At 70.2% G+C, this 14,126-nt stretch carries 13 protein-coding genes; 6 read left to right on the top strand and 7 right to left on the bottom strand.

From position 1 onward, the window contains the following. Positions 1-3 precede the first annotated feature (3 nt). The gene (gene ahcY / locus OG570_RS33335) at positions 4-1,464 is read left to right on the top strand and encodes an adenosylhomocysteinase (protein ID WP_326950006.1); all 1,461 of its coding nucleotides are present in this window, start codon (positions 4-6) and stop codon (positions 1,462-1,464) included. A gap of 126 nt (positions 1,465-1,590) precedes the next feature. Next, the gene (locus OG570_RS33330) at positions 1,591-1,746 is read left to right on the top strand and encodes a hypothetical protein (protein ID WP_247052228.1); all 156 of its coding nucleotides are present in this window, start codon (positions 1,591-1,593) and stop codon (positions 1,744-1,746) included. A gap of 320 nt (positions 1,747-2,066) precedes the next feature. On the opposite strand, the gene ku is transcribed toward OG570_RS33330, so the two are convergent. The 6 genes from ku to OG570_RS33300 all read right to left on the bottom strand — a co-directional run bounded on the left by ku (position 2,067) and on the right by OG570_RS33300 (position 7,037). Continuing rightward, positions 2,067-2,993: a non-homologous end joining protein Ku gene (gene ku, locus OG570_RS33325; RefSeq protein ID WP_326952984.1), complete on the bottom strand. Its 927-nt coding sequence runs from the start codon at positions 2,991-2,993 to the stop codon at positions 2,067-2,069. A gap of 84 nt (positions 2,994-3,077) precedes the next feature. Then, positions 3,078-4,304, bottom strand: a complete 1,227-nt coding sequence (locus OG570_RS33320) for a styrene monooxygenase/indole monooxygenase family protein (RefSeq protein WP_326952983.1) — start codon at positions 4,302-4,304, stop codon at positions 3,078-3,080. Positions 4,305-4,332: 28 nt separating this feature from the next. Continuing rightward, positions 4,333-4,953, bottom strand: coding sequence for a GTP-binding protein (locus tag OG570_RS33315; RefSeq protein ID WP_247052231.1), 621 nt, complete (start codon positions 4,951-4,953; stop codon positions 4,333-4,335). Further along, positions 4,928-5,314, bottom strand: coding sequence for a DUF742 domain-containing protein (locus tag OG570_RS33310; RefSeq protein WP_326950009.1), 387 nt, complete (start codon positions 5,312-5,314; stop codon positions 4,928-4,930). The genes OG570_RS33315 and OG570_RS33310 overlap by 26 nt, the downstream gene beginning before the upstream one ends. 26 nt (positions 5,315-5,340) lie before the next feature. Then, positions 5,341-5,778: a roadblock/LC7 domain-containing protein gene (locus tag OG570_RS33305; RefSeq protein ID WP_326952982.1), complete on the bottom strand. Its 438-nt coding sequence runs from the start codon at positions 5,776-5,778 to the stop codon at positions 5,341-5,343. Next, positions 5,775-7,037: a sensor histidine kinase gene (locus OG570_RS33300; protein WP_326952981.1), complete on the bottom strand. Its 1,263-nt coding sequence runs from the start codon at positions 7,035-7,037 to the stop codon at positions 5,775-5,777. The genes OG570_RS33305 and OG570_RS33300 overlap by 4 nt, the downstream gene beginning before the upstream one ends. Before the next feature lie 528 nt (positions 7,038-7,565). Here OG570_RS33300 and OG570_RS33295 point away from each other — a divergent pair. From OG570_RS33295 to OG570_RS33280, 4 genes are all read left to right on the top strand, one after another. Beyond that, entirely contained in the window at positions 7,566-8,231 is a 666-nt protein-coding gene (locus OG570_RS33295) for a TetR/AcrR family transcriptional regulator (protein WP_247052235.1), read from the top strand. Continuing rightward, positions 8,225-9,958 (top strand): ABC transporter ATP-binding protein, encoded by a 1,734-nt coding sequence (locus OG570_RS33290; RefSeq protein ID WP_326952980.1) that lies wholly within the window; start codon positions 8,225-8,227, stop codon positions 9,956-9,958. The genes OG570_RS33295 and OG570_RS33290 overlap by 7 nt, the downstream gene beginning before the upstream one ends. 107 nt (positions 9,959-10,065) lie before the next feature. Then, complete coding sequence (locus OG570_RS33285; RefSeq protein ID WP_442788340.1) at positions 10,066-11,967, top strand: ABC transporter ATP-binding protein; 1,902 nt, start codon at positions 10,066-10,068, stop codon at positions 11,965-11,967. A 115-nt stretch (positions 11,968-12,082) separates the two neighbouring features. Then, positions 12,083-13,159, top strand: coding sequence for a DNA polymerase ligase N-terminal domain-containing protein (locus tag OG570_RS33280; RefSeq protein WP_326952979.1), 1,077 nt, complete (start codon positions 12,083-12,085; stop codon positions 13,157-13,159). Positions 13,160-13,177: 18 nt separating this feature from the next. On the opposite strand, the gene ligD is transcribed toward OG570_RS33280, so the two are convergent. Continuing rightward, entirely contained in the window at positions 13,178-14,062 is an 885-nt protein-coding gene (gene ligD / locus OG570_RS33275; protein WP_326952978.1) for a non-homologous end-joining DNA ligase, read from the bottom strand. Between the last annotated feature and the right edge of the window lie 64 nt (positions 14,063-14,126).

Here is a 14,126-nt window from a genome sequence, read left to right as displayed (position 1 = left end):
AGAATGAGCGAGAAACTGCAGAGCCGCAACGGACTCGACTTCGCCGTCGCCGACCTCGCGCTGGCCGACGCCGGCCGGACGCAGCTGCGGCTGGCCGAGCACGAGATGCCCGGCCTGATGGCGATCCGCCGCGAGTTCGCCGCCGCGCAGCCGCTGAAGGGCGCCCGCGTCGCCGGCTCGCTGCACATGACCGTGCAGACCGCCGTGCTGATCGAGACCCTGGTCGCCCTCGGCGCCGAGGTGCGCTGGGTGTCCTGCAACATCTTCTCCACGCAGGACGAGGCCGCCGCCGCGGTCGTCGTCGGCCCCGAGGGCACGGTCGACGCGCCGTCGGGCACCGCCGTGTTCGCCTGGAAGGGCGAGTCGCTGGAGGAGTACTGGTGGTGCACCGACCAGCTCTTCGCCTTCGCCGGCGGCAAGGCGCCGAACATGATCCTCGACGACGGCGGTGACGCCACCATGCTCGTCCACAAGGGAGTCGAGTTCGAGGGGGCGGGCGCCGTCCCGCAACCGTCCGAAGAGGACCCCGAGGAGTACCGGATCGTCCTGGAGACGCTGCGCGCCAGCCTCGCCAAGGACGGCGACCGGTTCACCCGGATCGCCAAGGAGATCCGCGGCGTCACCGAAGAGACGACCAACGGCGTCAAGCGGCTCTACAAGCTCGCCAAGGACGGCGAGCTGCTCTTCCCCGCGATGAACGTCAACGACTCCGTGACGAAGTCCAAGTTCGACAACAAGTACGGCATCCGGCACTCGCTGGTGGACGGGATCAACCGCGCCACCGACGTGATGATCGGCGGCAAGCGCGTCCTCGTCTGCGGGTACGGCGACGTCGGCAAGGGCGCGGTCGAGGCGCTGCGCGGCCAGGGCGCCCGGGTGTCGGTCACCGAGATCGACCCCATCTGCGCGCTGCAGGCGGCGATGGACGGGCTCGACGTGGTCGAGCTGGACGACGTCATCGAGACCGCCGACATCTTCATCACGACCACCGGCAACTTCGGCATCATCTCCGCCGCGCAGATGATCCGGATGAAGCACAACGCGATCGTGGCGAACGTCGGGCACTTCGACAACGAGATCGACATGGCGGGCCTGGCGAAGCTGCCCGGCGTCGTCAAGAACGAGATCAAGCCGCAGGTGCACGAGTGGACCTTCGCCGACGGCCACGCGATCATCGTGCTCTCCGAGGGCCGCTTGATGAACCTCGGCAACGCGACCGGGCACCCCTCGTTCGTGATGTCGAACTCCTTCACCAACCAGGCGATCGCCCAGATCGAGCTGTTCACCAAGCCCGGCGAGTACCCCGTCGAGGTCTACCGGCTGCCGAAGCACCTCGACGAGAAGGTCGCCCGGCTGCACCTGGACGCCCTCGGGGTGCGGCTGACCCAGCTGACCAAGGCTCAGGCCGAGTACATCGGCGTGGATGTGGAGGGCCCGTACAAGCTCGACCACTACCGATACTGACCTTTTTCAGAGTTGCTCCATTTGCCGCAGTTTGGGAGACCCGGAAACTGGCCATCCTCTCCTCGAGAGCGCATCCGCCCGGACGGCACGGAGCCGGGCCGGGTCTCGTGCGAAGGAGTGTGTCAAGTGATCGTCCTCGGTGTTATTTTGCTGGTCATCGGGTTCATTGTCGGTATTCCGGTGCTGTACACGATCGGCATCGTGCTGGCCGTGGCCGGCGTGGCGCTGGCCATCCTCGGTGGCACGGGCCGCAAGATCGGCGGCCGCGCGCACTGGTACTGATCCCATGACCCCCGCCAACGGCCTGGCGCGCGTCAGCAGCGATGCTGACCGCGCCGGGCCGTTCGGCCGTCCGGGGCCGCTACGCCGCGGCAACAGCTCTGCTTGCGCCATGACGTAGCCGGCGTATCCACAACGGACTGCCCCGGGAACGAAAAGGGTCCTCCGGCTCCGAGGGGGAGGGAGAGCCGAAGGACCTCGTTAGTGTTAGCACATCGCCCCGGCCGTGTACACAGATGCATACACGATCGGGTTACATCGCGGCTCGTCTCCGCACGCGGGAAGAATCCCGTTCGGACGGTCGAGCCCGCGTCTCCGCCGGGTCAGGCGGTCTTCTTCGGGGCACGTTTGCGCGCGGCCGGTTTCTTGGCCGGCTTCTCGTCCTCGGTGTCTTCTTCGGACACTGCCGCCTTCGACACCGCCGCCTTCGACACCGCCGCCTTGGACGCTTTCACGGGCTTCGCGGGTTCGCGGGACTTCTTCGCCGCGTCCACACTGGCCTGCAGCGCCGCCATCAGGTCGACGACGTCGGCCTTGGCGGTGACCGCCGCGGGCTTGGTCGTCTGCTCCCCCGCGACCTTGGCCTCGATCATCTCCTCGAGGGCCTCGCGGTAGTGGTCGCGGTACTTCTCCGGCTCGAACACCGGCTCGCCCAGCGAGTCGATCAGGGAGCCGGCCATGGACAGCTCCTGCGGCCGGATCTGCGGCGGGTCGTCGCGCAGGAACGGGAAGTCGGGCTCGCGGACCTCGTCGGGCCACAGCATCGTCGTCATCACCAGGACGTCGGCGTGCACCCGCAGCACCGCCATGCTCTCCCGCTGCCGCACGGCGACCTTCGCGACGGCGACCTGGCTCGACTTGTGCAGCGCGTCACGCAGCACGATGTAGGGCTTCACCGCGTTCTTCTGCGGCTCCAGGTAGTACGTCCGGTCGTACTGGATCGGGTCGATCGACTCCAGCGGGACGAACTCGAGCACGTCGATCGTGCGCTGCGACGACAGCGGCAGCTCGGCCATCTCGGCGTCGGTGATCACGACCATCTCGCCGTCGGGCAGCTCGTAGCCCTTGGCGATCTCGGCGTAGGGCACCTCCGCGCCGTCGACGGTGCAGAACCGCTTGTACTGGATGCGGCCGCCGTCGGCCTCGTGCACCTGCCGGAGCGCGACGTTCTTGTTCTCCGTGGCCGCGTACATCTGGATCGGGATGGACACCAGCCCGAACGAGACCGAGCCCTTCCACATCGCCCGCATGCCACGCACCTCCCGATCGCACTCACGCTACGTAACAACCGTAGCCCGAAATGCCCGGCGGCGACAGCCCGGGGGGACGACGATCTAGACCTCTGCCAGGTATTTCTCCCAAAGTGCGGGGTCCATGAACCAGTGCCGGAAGTCGGTCGGATCGGTGAATCCGTTGGCGAACCGCCGGGCCACGGCCGGATTCTGCCCCGCGACGCCCAGGATCTGGAGCACGTGCGGGGGCGGCGGCTGGAGCAGCGCGTTGGTCCATTCGGTGACGTAGCGGGCGTACTCCCAGTAGCGCTCGAACGTGGCGTCCATCCACGCCGCGTCGAACGCCCGGTCGCCGTGCGCCACGATCGCGTCCAGGTAGGTCGCCGCGCAGTGGCTCGCGTTGTTCGAACCCTGGCCGGTGATCGGGTCGTTCGCCACGACGACGTCGGCCATGCCCAGCACGGTCGCACCGCCGGGCAGCGTGCCGACCGGGTTGCGCACGACGGGCGTGTAGCCCCCGGCCAGCGTCGCCTTGGCGTCGGTCAGCTCGGCGTCCCGGCAGCGCTCGTACTCCCAGGGCACGAACCGCTTCATCAGGTCGAGGATGCGCGCGAAGTGGGCGGCCGGGTCCGGCCGGTCGTCGAAGCAGTCCAGCGGGCCGCCGGGGACGCCCTCGAAGAAGAGGATGTCGCAGTTCCCGCTCAGCGTGTACGCCGGGATCATGAACAGCTCGCCGACGCCGGGGACGATGTTGAACCGCACCGCCGCCTTCTCCGGGTGCTCCGGGCGCCGGTGCACACCGTGGGCGTAGGCCAGCGAGAGCGCGCGCTGCGGCTGTGTGTAGGGCGACCGCTCGGGCACCCGGTCGAACAGCTGCACCAGCTCGCCCTTGCCGGCCGAGACGATCACCAGGTCGTAGAGCCGCGCCAGGGCGTCCAGCTCGGACGTCATCACGCCGTGGATGACGAGCTTGCCGCCGCGCTCCTCGAACAGCTCGAGCCAGCCGGCCATCTTCACCCGCTGGTCGACCGACTGGGCGACGTCGTCCAGCTCGGCGAACCAGTCGAGCGCGCGGTCGCCGTCCGGCGCGGCCACCGACACGCCGAGGCCCTCGACGTCCACCGTGTCGGCTTCCCAGAGGTTCACGCCGAGCTCGCGTTCGTGCCGCAGCGCGTCGTGGAACATGCACTGGGTCGACATCACGCGCCCGGACCGGATCTCGTCCGGGGTCCGCGCGGACATCACCGTGACGTCGTAGTCCTTGCCCAGCAGCCCGAGGGCCAGCTGCAGCCCGGACTGCCCGGCGCCCACGATCAGGACCTTGCGCATGCGGCTCTTCTCCTCCAGTCGGTCACGATCAGGCGTGCGGGGTGCTGCCGGCCAGCTCGCGCGGGCCCGACAGGACGGCCAGCGACAGCGTGTGGCCGACCAGGTCGGTCAGGGCGGCGATCGTCGAGGCGCGGTCGCGGGCGTCGCAGGTGATCAGCGGGACGCTCGGGTCGAGGGCCAGCGCGTCGCGCACCTCGTCGAGGTCGTGCACCGGCATGCCCTCGAACTGGTTGACCGCGACGACGAACGGCAGCTCCGAGTCGTTCTCGAAGTAGTCGATCGCCGCGAACGACTCGTCGATCCGGCTGGTGTCGACCAGCACGACGGCGCCGAGCGCGCCGCGGCTGAGGTCGTCCCAGAGGAACCAGAACCGCGCCTGCCCCGGCGTGCCGAACAGGTACAGCAGCAGGTCCGGGCGCAGCGTGATGCGGCCGAAGTCCATCGCGACGGTCGTGGTCGACTTGCCGCCGGGCGGGACGTCGTCGATCCCCTCGCCGGCCTCCGTCATCCACGCCTCGTTGCTCATCGGCGGGATCTCCGACACCGCGCCGACGAAGGTGGTCTTGCCGACACCGAAGCCCCCGGCGACGACGATCTTCGCGGAGATCGTCAGCAGTCCGCCCTCAGACGGGGAGCCGCTTGAGCCCATCAAGGATCCTCTCGAGCACGTTCGTGTCGTGGTGGTAGGCGTGCGCCGTGGGGTGGACGAAGACCGCGCCCTGGGACGCGAGGTCGCCGATCAGCACGCGCACCACGCCCAGCGGCAGGTCCAGCCCGACCGACAGCTCGGCGATCGAACACCGCACCCGGGCGCGTTCGTAGAGCGCGCGCGACTCCGGCATGAGCGTGTCACCGAGCGACGGGTCGTAGCGGGGCACCGAAACCAGCGTCTCCACCAGCAGCTGGTGGCGGGTGCTGGTGCGGCCGCCGGTGAGCGCATACGCGCGGATCCGGCGGCTGCGGCGCGGTAGCGGGGCGTCAGCGGGACTGTCCCGTGTGGACACTGGCATCACATCCTCGTGGGGCACGACCGCGTTCACACCCTGGGCCGGCGCGCGGTCAGCACCTGGCGCAGCTCGGCGCGCACCTCGGGGGTGAGCGCGTGGCCGGCGTTGGTGATGAACTGGGTCATCTCGTAGGCGACCACCTTCATGTCGGCCTCGCCCGCGGTCAGCACCGCCAGCCCGGCACCGGAACCGATGCCCATGAACAGGAAGTAGCCGTGGGTGAGCCGGATGATGATCTGCTCGCAGGCGCCCTTGCCGAACAGCGCCGCGCTGTTGCCGGCCAGCGAGAGCAGCCCGCTGGCGATGGCCGCGAGCTGCTCGGCCTCGGCCTCGCCGACGGAGTCGGACGCGGTGAGCGGGAAGCCGTCCACGCTCATGATGAGCGCGTGGCTGACGCCGTGGACCTTGCGCACGAAGTCGTCGAGCAGCCAGGCGAAGTTCGCCGGGGCCGGGTGCGGTGCGCTCACGAGGTGGATCCTCCGGGCGTTTCGTCGTGCGGGGTGCGATCGCGCCGGCGCTCGCTCAGCGCGGCCCGCTCGCCGTCGGCGAACGCGCCGAGGTCCGCGAGCAGCTTGTCGTGACCGGCGGACGCGGGCTCCGTGACCGGCGGCGGCGGTTCGGGCGCGGCACCGCGGATGCTGCCGGGCACACGGCGCGGCAGGCCGTTCGTCGTGGTGCCGCCGTCGTGCTCGACCGGCCGGGGCCGGGGCGCGGGCTTGCGCGGCAGCGGCGCGGCGGGCTCCTCCCGCGGGAAGGCGCCCGGACGGCGGCGTGGCAGCCCACCCGCGGCGACCGGCTCGCCGGTGCCCTCGGGCTCGACCGGCTCCGCGGTGACGGTGCGGGTGCCCGACCACGCGCGCTCGGCGAGCTCGGTGACGATGCCGGTGGGCAGCAGCACGGTGGCGACCGTGCCGTGCGGGCTGCGCCGGTCGAGGCGGACGGTGACGTCGTGGCGGGCCGAGAGCCGGGCCACGACGGCGAGGCCCATGTGCCGCGCGGCGCCGTCGTCGAGGTCGCCGCCCGCGGCCAGGCGGGTGTTGAGGCCCGAGACGCGCTCGGGCGGGATGCCGATGCCCTCGTCCTCGATCCGGACGAGCACGCTGCCCTGTTCGGTCAGGTGGGCGCTGACGTGCACCGGGGAGCTCGGCGACGACTGGTTGGCGGCGTTGTCGAACAGCTCCGCGAACACCCGGCCCAGGTCCTCCGCGGCGAAGCCGACGACCCCGAGGTCGACGACCCGGCCGATGGTGATCCGGGCGTAGTGGTCGATCGACGACATCGCCTCGCGCATGAGGTCGAGCATCGACGTGGCGCGCGTGGCTTCGTCGCCGGTGTCGTTCCCGGACAGCACGCGCAGGTTCTCGGCGTTGCGGCGCAGCCGGGTGGCGAGGTGGTCGAGCTGGTAGAGCTCGGCGAGGCGGTGGTGGTCCTCCTCCCCCGCCTCCAGCTCCTCCAGCCGCGCGAGCAGCTGGTCGACCAGGTTCAGGTCACGCAGGGCGACGCTGGCGCAGATCTCGGCCAGCACGGGCTGACTCGTCCCGGACGTCGGCTCGGGCCGCGACAGCGCGGCGATGGCCGGGCCGGCCGCGTACTCGTCCGGGGCATACACGGTTGCGTCGGCCTGGGGGTGCTTCGGCGGCGCCGTGAGGTACTGCGCGGCGGCGACCCGCGAGCGGTCCAGCAGAACGCGTGATCGATCCAGGATTTCCCGGGCCCGGCTCGCCATGTGGTCCCACTCTTCCTGCTCAGGTCTGGTCTCGGTGCGACGGTGGCCGACCCCCGGCGGCGACGACGGACATGGAAGCAGAAAGGCTCGTTATGTGTCCACAAGCCGTACCCGCGCGATCGCGTCCAGTGAGCACGGATCGGCGGCGTTGGTCCTGGTGAGGGCAGTGGACTAGGCCATTCGGTTCAATTTTGCAAGTTGCACGATGCGATACCCCGCACACGGCCGCCCATAACGCGGACCGGACCGGCCCGCGCAGCGGATTCCGGAGGACACCCCGGCGGGAGCCGCGCAGGTACCCGGACAACCGGGCCGCTACACCCAAGCAGAGGCACCGGCGAGCCTCGCAATGACCGGCACGCTGCCCGGAGCGGCCGCACACTGCCCGAGAATGGCGAACACGCCCGGTCGTCACCGTCGACCACTCCGGACGGCGTGTTGGCCGGTGGGCGACGCCCGGTTCGTCCGGATTTTTGCGTAGCCCGCACTTTTTTGCGGGGCACGCAACTTTTTCGCTACACTCCGCCCATGCCGTCGCACGACCCACCCAAGCTGACCCTGCGGGAGCGCAAGAAGCGCGAAGCCCGCCGGGCCCTGGCCCAGGCCGCGCTGCGGCTCGCTCTGGATCGGGGACTGGAGAACGTCAAGGTGGAGGACATCGCGACCGAGGTCGGGGTGTCGCCGCGGACATTCAACAACTACTTCTCCAGCAAGGAGCAAGCGGTCTGCTCGATGGTCGTCGACCGCCACGAGGGGATGCACGAGGCGCTGCTCGGGCGGCCCGAGGGCGAGCCGCTGTGGGAGGCCGTCAAGCAGGCCGTGGTCGAGCAATATTCACGTGAGGGCGAGCCGGATCGCGCGTATGTTGTGCGTCTCCGGGAGCTGATGGGGCAGCTGATGCTGCGCGGGGAGTTCCTCAACGCCCACGCGGCGGTCGAGCGCGTCCTCGCCGAAACCATCGCGAAGCGGGCGGGCGGCGCGGACCTGCTGTTGTGCCGGCTGATGGCCTCGTCGGTGGAAAGCGCGGTCCGGGTCGCCTTCGTCCACTGGTTCATGAGCGAGGGCGAACCGTTCCTGCCGACCCTGGAACGGCTGCTGGACGAGCTCGCCACCGGCATGCCGGCCCTGACCGGCGCCGGCACCGCACCGAATCCCGAACCGAACACCACCACTCTGGGGGAACCGTTGTGCTAGTCAAGCTCCTGCGCGCCTACCTGCGCCCGTACACGAAGACGTTGTGGGTGATCGTCGTCCTCCAGCTGGTGCAGACGATCGCCATGCTCTACCTGCCCACGCTCAACGCCGACATCGTCGACAACGGGCTGATCAAGGGCGACATGGACTACATCCTGCGCATCGGCGGCGTGATGCTCGCGGTGACCGTGGCCCAGATCGCCGGCTCGATCGGCGCGGTCTACTTCGGCGCCCGCACCGCGATGGCGGTCGGCCGGGACATCCGCGGCGGGATCTTCCACCAGGTGCAGGACTTCTCGGCCCGCGAGGTCGGCCAGTTCGGCACGCCGTCGCTGATCACCCGCACCACCAACGACGTCCAGCAGGTCCAGATGCTGGTGCTGATGACGCTGACGCTGATGGTGTCCGCGCCGATCATGTGCATCGGCGGCATCGTGCTGGCGCTCAACCTCGACGTGCCGCTCTCCTCGCTGCTGCTGGTCATCGTGCCGGTGCTGGCCGTGTCGGTCGGGCTGATCATCTCCCGGATGCGCCCGGCGTTCCGGCTGATGCAGGTCCGCCTCGACCGGATCAACAAGGTCCTGCGCGAGCAGATCATGGGCATCCGCGTCATCCGCGCGTTCGTCCGCGACTCCCACGAGCGCGCGCGGTTCGACGTCGCCAACGACGAGCTGCTGACGGTCTCGCTGCGGGTCGGCCGGCTGATGGCCCTGATGTTCCCGATCGTGATGCTGGTGATGAACGTCTCCAGCGTCGCGGTGCTGTGGTTCGGCGGGCAGCGCATCGACTCCGGCAGCATGCAGATCGGGGCCCTGACGGCGTTCCTGTCCTACCTGCTGCAGATCCTGATGGCGGTCATGATGGCCACCTTCATGTTCATGATGGTGCCGCGCGCGGAGGTCAGCGCCGAGCGGATCAGCGAGGTGCTCGACACCGAGTCGAGCGTCCGCCCGCCGGTGACGCCGATCCGGCCCGGCAAGGTGCACGGGCACCTGGAGCTGTCCGGGGTCGAGTTCCGCTACCCCGGCGCGGAAAAGCCGGTGCTGTGCGACATTTCGCTGGTCGGACGGCCGGGCGAGACGACAGCGGTGATCGGCTCCACGGGTACCGGCAAGACCACGCTGCTCAACCTGATCCCCCGGCTGATGGACGCCACCCAGGGCACGGTGAAGGTCGACGGCGTCGACGTCCGCGACCTCGACCCGGCCCTGCTCGCCCGCACGGTCGGGCTGGTGCCGCAGAAGCCGTACCTGTTCGCCGGCACGGTGGCGAGCAACCTGCGTTACGGCAACCCCGACGCCACCGACGAAGAGCTGTGGCACGCGCTGGAAGTGGCGCAGGGCAAGGACTTCGTCGCGTCGATGGCCGAGGGCCTGGACGCGCCGATCGCCCAGGGCGGCACGAACGTCTCGGGCGGGCAGCGGCAGCGGATCGCGATCGCCCGGATGCTGGTGCACAAACCGGAGATCTACCTGTTCGACGACTCGTTCTCCGCACTCGACTACGCGACCGACGCGGCCCTGCGCCGCGCGCTGGTCCCGGAAACCGCCGAGGCCACGGTCGTCATCGTCGCGCAGCGGGTCAGCACCATCCGGGGCGCCGACCGGATCATCGTCCTCGACGAAGGCCGCGTCGTCGGCACCGGCACCCACCACGAACTCATGGACGGCAACGAAACCTACCGGGAAATCGTGCTGTCCCAGCTGACCGAACAGGAGGCGGCGTGAGCACCACGGACGAAACCGCCAAGACCGCCGTCACCGAGGCCGGGGAACGGCCCACCGCCCAGCGGCACCGGAACACCGGCGCCGCGACCGCGGGGCCGGGACGCATGATGGCCGGCGGCGCGCCGCCGGAGAAGGCCCTGGACTTCAAGGGGTCGCTGAAACGGCTGCTGCGCCTGCTGGCGCCGCAGCGGGCCGCCCTCATCGGCGTGCTCGTGCTGGGCGCGGCGAGCGTCACGCTCACCGTGATCGGGCCGAAGATCCTCGGCCAGGCCACCGACGCGATCCTCGCCGGCGTGCTCGGCAAGGCGGTGCCGCCGGGCGTCACCAAGGAACAGGTCGTCGCCGGGCTGCGCGCCCAGGGCAACGGCACGCTCGCCGACATCTACGGCCGCGTCGACCTGGTGCCCGGGGTGGGCATCGACTTCGACAAGGTCGGCCAGATCCTGCTGACCGTGCTGGCGCTGTTCGTCATCGCGTCGTTCTTCGGGCTGATCCAGGCCCGGCTGACCACAACCCTGGTGCAGCACGCGGTGTACCGCCTGCGCGAGCAGGTCGAGGAGAAGTTCGCGCGGCTGCCGCTGAAGTACTTCGACCGCCAGCCGCGCGGCGAGGTGCTGTCCCGCGTCACCAACGACATCGACAACCTGGCGCAGTCGCTGCAGCAGACGCTGTCCCAGATCGTCTCGTCGCTGCTGACCGTGATCGGCGTGCTGATCATGATGTTCCTGATCTCGCCGCTGCTCGCGCTGATCGCACTGGTCACGGTGCCACTGTCGGCGGTCGTGGCGGGCAAGGTCGGGAAGCGGGCCCAGCCCAACTTCATCAAGCAGTGGGCGACCACCGGCAAGCTCAACGCGCACGTCGAGGAGATGTACACCGGCCACTCGCTGGTCAAGGTGTTCGGCAGGCGCGACGAGTCCGCGGCGATCTTCGACCAGCAGAACGAGACGCTGTACCAGGCGAGCTTCCGGGCGCAGTTCATCTCGGGGATGATCCAGCCGGCGATGATGTTCATCGGCAACCTGAGCTACGTGCTGGTCGCCGTGATCGGCGCGCTGCGCGTCGCGTCCGGCAGCCTGACGCTCGGCGAGGTGCAGGCGTTCATCCAGTACTCGCGCCAGTTCAGCCAGCCGGTGACGCAGATCGCCAGCATGGCGAACCTGCTGCAGTCCGGCGTCGCCTCGGCCGAGCGGGTGTTCGCGCTGCTCGACGCCGAGGAGCAGGGCCCGGAGCCGGCGAACCCGGAACGCCCGGACGTCGTGCGCGGGCGCGTCGAGTTCCAGGACGTCTCGTTCCGGTACCTGCCGGAGAAGCCGCTCATCGACGACCTGTCGCTGACGGTCGAACCCGGCCAGACGGTGGCGATCGTCGGCCCGACCGGCGCCGGCAAGACGACGCTGGTCAACCTGCTCATGCGGTTCTACGAGCTCGACAGCGGGCGGATCACGCTCGACGGCGTCGACATCGCGAAGATGAACCGCGAGGTGCTGCGCGACCAGACCGGCATGGTGCTGCAGGACGCCTGGCTCTTCGGCGGCACGATCGCGGAGAACATCGCCTACGGCGCCGACGACCCGACCCGCGAGGAGGTCATCGAGGCGGCCACGGCGACCTACGTCGACCGGTTCGTGCGCACCCTGCCGGACGGCTACGAGACGATCCTCGACGACGAGGGCGGCACGGTCAGCGCCGGTGAGAAGCAGCTGATCACGGTGGCGCGGGCGTTCCTGGCCAAGCCGGTCATCCTCATCCTCGACGAGGCGACCAGCTCGGTCGACACCCGCACCGAGGTGCTCATCCAGCGGGCGATGAACGAGCTGCGCTCCGGCCGCACCAGCTTCGTCATCGCGCACCGGCTCTCCACGATCCGCGACGCCGACGTCATCCTGGTGATGGAGCACGGGCAGATCGTCGAACACGGCGACCACGAAACGCTCCTGGGCAGCGGTGGCGCCTACGCCCGGCTGTACGCGGCGCAGTTCGCCGAGGCCATGGCCGAGACGGAGTGACGCGCGTGCCCTCCCGGAGCCGGCGCGCTCCGGGAGGGCACGACCGGAGGCGGGACCCGGTGTGGCGGACGGTAACCTGGTGCCCTCCGAGCGAAGTGGGGGTGCCGGTCCCGCGATGGCCGACCGACTCGACGAGTACCGGCGCAAGCGCGACCGTTCCCGGACGCCCGAGCCGTGGCCGGACGGCGCCCCGGAGCCGGGCGGTGACGACCTGTTCGTGATCCAGGAGCACCACGCCAGCCGCCTGCACTGGGACTTCCGGCTGGAGCGCGACGGCGTGCTCGTGTCGTGGGCGGTGCCGAAAGGCCTGCCGCTCTCCCCCGGCGTCAACCGGCTCGCGGTGCACACCGAAGACCACCCGATGGACTACCTCTCCTTCGAGGGCGAGATCCCGGCGGGCGAGTACGGCGGCGGCTGGATGGCGATCTGGGACACCGGCCGGTACGAAACGCTGCACTGGAACAACCACAAGGTCGAGGTCGTCTTCCACGGCGCGCGGGCGAGCGGCAAGTACCTGTTCCAGAACCGGCACAACCCGGACGACGAGGGCGACTGGACCCTGCGCCGCCTCGACCCGGCCGAGGACGGCCACGAGGACGCCCCCGAGTTCCTGGAGCCGATGACGGCGGTCCCGGGCGAGCTGCCCGAGCCGGACGAAGACGCGGACTGGGCGTACGAGTTCGCCTGGGGCGGCGACCGCACGATGCTCTGCGTGTCGGGCGGGCGCATCACCGCGCACGACGGTTCCGGCGCCGACGTCACCGGCCGGTACCCGGAGCTGCACAAGCTCGGCGAGAGCCTGGGTTCGACGGAAGTCCTGCTGGACGGCGAGATCGTGGTGGTCCGCGACGGCCGCCCGGACCCCGAAGGCTTGAAGGAACGCAGCCGCTTCGAGGGCTACGACGCGAAGCGGATCATGAAGCACAAGCCGGCGTTCTTCTTCGCCTACGACGTGCTGCACCACGACGGCCGTCCGACGCTCGACCTGCCCTACGTCGAGCGCCGGTCGCTGCTCTCGGACCTCGGGCTCTCGGGTGGCACGTGGCAGGTGCCCCAGTACTTCCAGGGCAACGGCGAGGCCGTCCTGGGCGCGGCGCGCGAGCACGGGCTGGGCGGCATCTACGCCAAGCGCGCGGACAGCGAGTACGCCCCCGGCGAGGCGGACGGGACCTGGCGCCACATCGAGACGTGACCCGGCCCGCTCCGCGGACTACAGCTTCTCCAGCAGCTTCAACGCCTTGACCGGCGACGCCGCGTGGTCGGCCATCCCGGCCCACGGATCCCCCTTGCGCGCCAAGCGGTCCTTGATGCGCTTGGGCGTCCAGCCGGCCGGCTCCGCCTTGCCCAGCTCGCGCCAGTCGATCGGGGTGGCGACGCCGGCCGAGGGCCGGGCCCGCAGGGAGTAGGGCGCCACGAACGTCGACGTGTAGCCGTTGCGCAGGATGTCGAGGTAGACGCGGTCGCCGCGCTGGGCCTTCCGCACCGCCGTGGTCAGCCGGTCGGGGTCGAGCCGCACCAGCACCTCGGCGGCCGCCTTCGCCAGGTCGCGGACCTCGTCGTAGGTCCCGCTGGGCTCGATCGGCGCGACGACGTGGAACCCGCGTCCGCCGGTGGCCTGCAGGTACGCGGTGAGCCCGGCGGCCTCGTACACCTTCTTGACCAGCCGCGCGATGGCGCGCAGGTCGGCGACGGTGACGTCGTCGGGCGGGTCGATGTCGATCAGCACCGTGTCGGGGTGCTCCAGATCGTCCACAGTGGACGACCAGATGTGGAACTCGATCGCGGCCTGGTTGGCCAGGTACACCAGCGTCGCGGGGTCGTCGCAGATGACGTGCCGGACGGCGCTCGTCGCGCGCTGCGGGATGGCCTCGACGCGGATCCAGGAGGGCAGCTTCGGGCTGGCTTCCTTCTGGTACCAGGTCTGGCCGGCGATGCCGTTCGGGTAGCGGCGCAGGGTGAGCGGCCGCCCGCGCAGGTGCGGCACCATCACCTCGGCGACGGTCCGGTAGTGCCCGACCACGTCGCCTTTGGTCAGCCCGGCCTCGGGGTAGAAGATCTTGTCCGGGTTCGACGTGGTGATCTCGTCCGGGTCCACCGGGCCTCCCTCGGCCGGTCGGCGGCGGGTGGTCCACCCGCGCGTTACCGGCGTCGAGCCTGCC

Origin of the sequence: Amycolatopsis sp. NBC_01286 (genome assembly GCF_035982555.1) — a bacterium.
Lineage (GTDB): Bacteria > Actinomycetota > Actinomycetes > Mycobacteriales > Pseudonocardiaceae > Amycolatopsis.
Note: the sequence above shows the minus strand (reverse complement) of the source record. Positions and strands in the feature narration are given on the sequence as shown.

Bases quoted from the DNA above. Each gene is read 5' to 3' on its own strand.
- ahcY (WP_326950006.1), top strand. From the start codon at position 4: ATGAGCGAGAAACTGCAGAGCCGCAACGGACTCGACTTCGCCGTCGCC.
- ku (WP_326952984.1), bottom strand. From the start codon at position 2,993: ATGCGGGCGATGTGGAAGGGCTCGGTCTCGTTCGGGCTGGTGTCCATC.
- OG570_RS33320 (WP_326952983.1), bottom strand. From the start codon at position 4,304: ATGCGCAAGGTCCTGATCGTGGGCGCCGGGCAGTCCGGGCTGCAGCTG.
- OG570_RS33315 (WP_247052231.1), bottom strand. From the start codon at position 4,953: ATGGGCTCAAGCGGCTCCCCGTCTGAGGGCGGACTGCTGACGATCTCC.
- OG570_RS33310 (WP_326950009.1), bottom strand. From the start codon at position 5,314: ATGCCAGTGTCCACACGGGACAGTCCCGCTGACGCCCCGCTACCGCGC.
- OG570_RS33300 (WP_326952981.1), bottom strand. From the start codon at position 7,037: ATGGCGAGCCGGGCCCGGGAAATCCTGGATCGATCACGCGTTCTGCTG.
- OG570_RS33295 (WP_247052235.1), top strand. From the start codon at position 7,566: ATGCCGTCGCACGACCCACCCAAGCTGACCCTGCGGGAGCGCAAGAAG.
- OG570_RS33285 (WP_442788340.1), top strand. From the start codon at position 10,066: ATGGCCGGCGGCGCGCCGCCGGAGAAGGCCCTGGACTTCAAGGGGTCG.
- OG570_RS33280 (WP_326952979.1), top strand. From the start codon at position 12,083: ATGGCCGACCGACTCGACGAGTACCGGCGCAAGCGCGACCGTTCCCGG.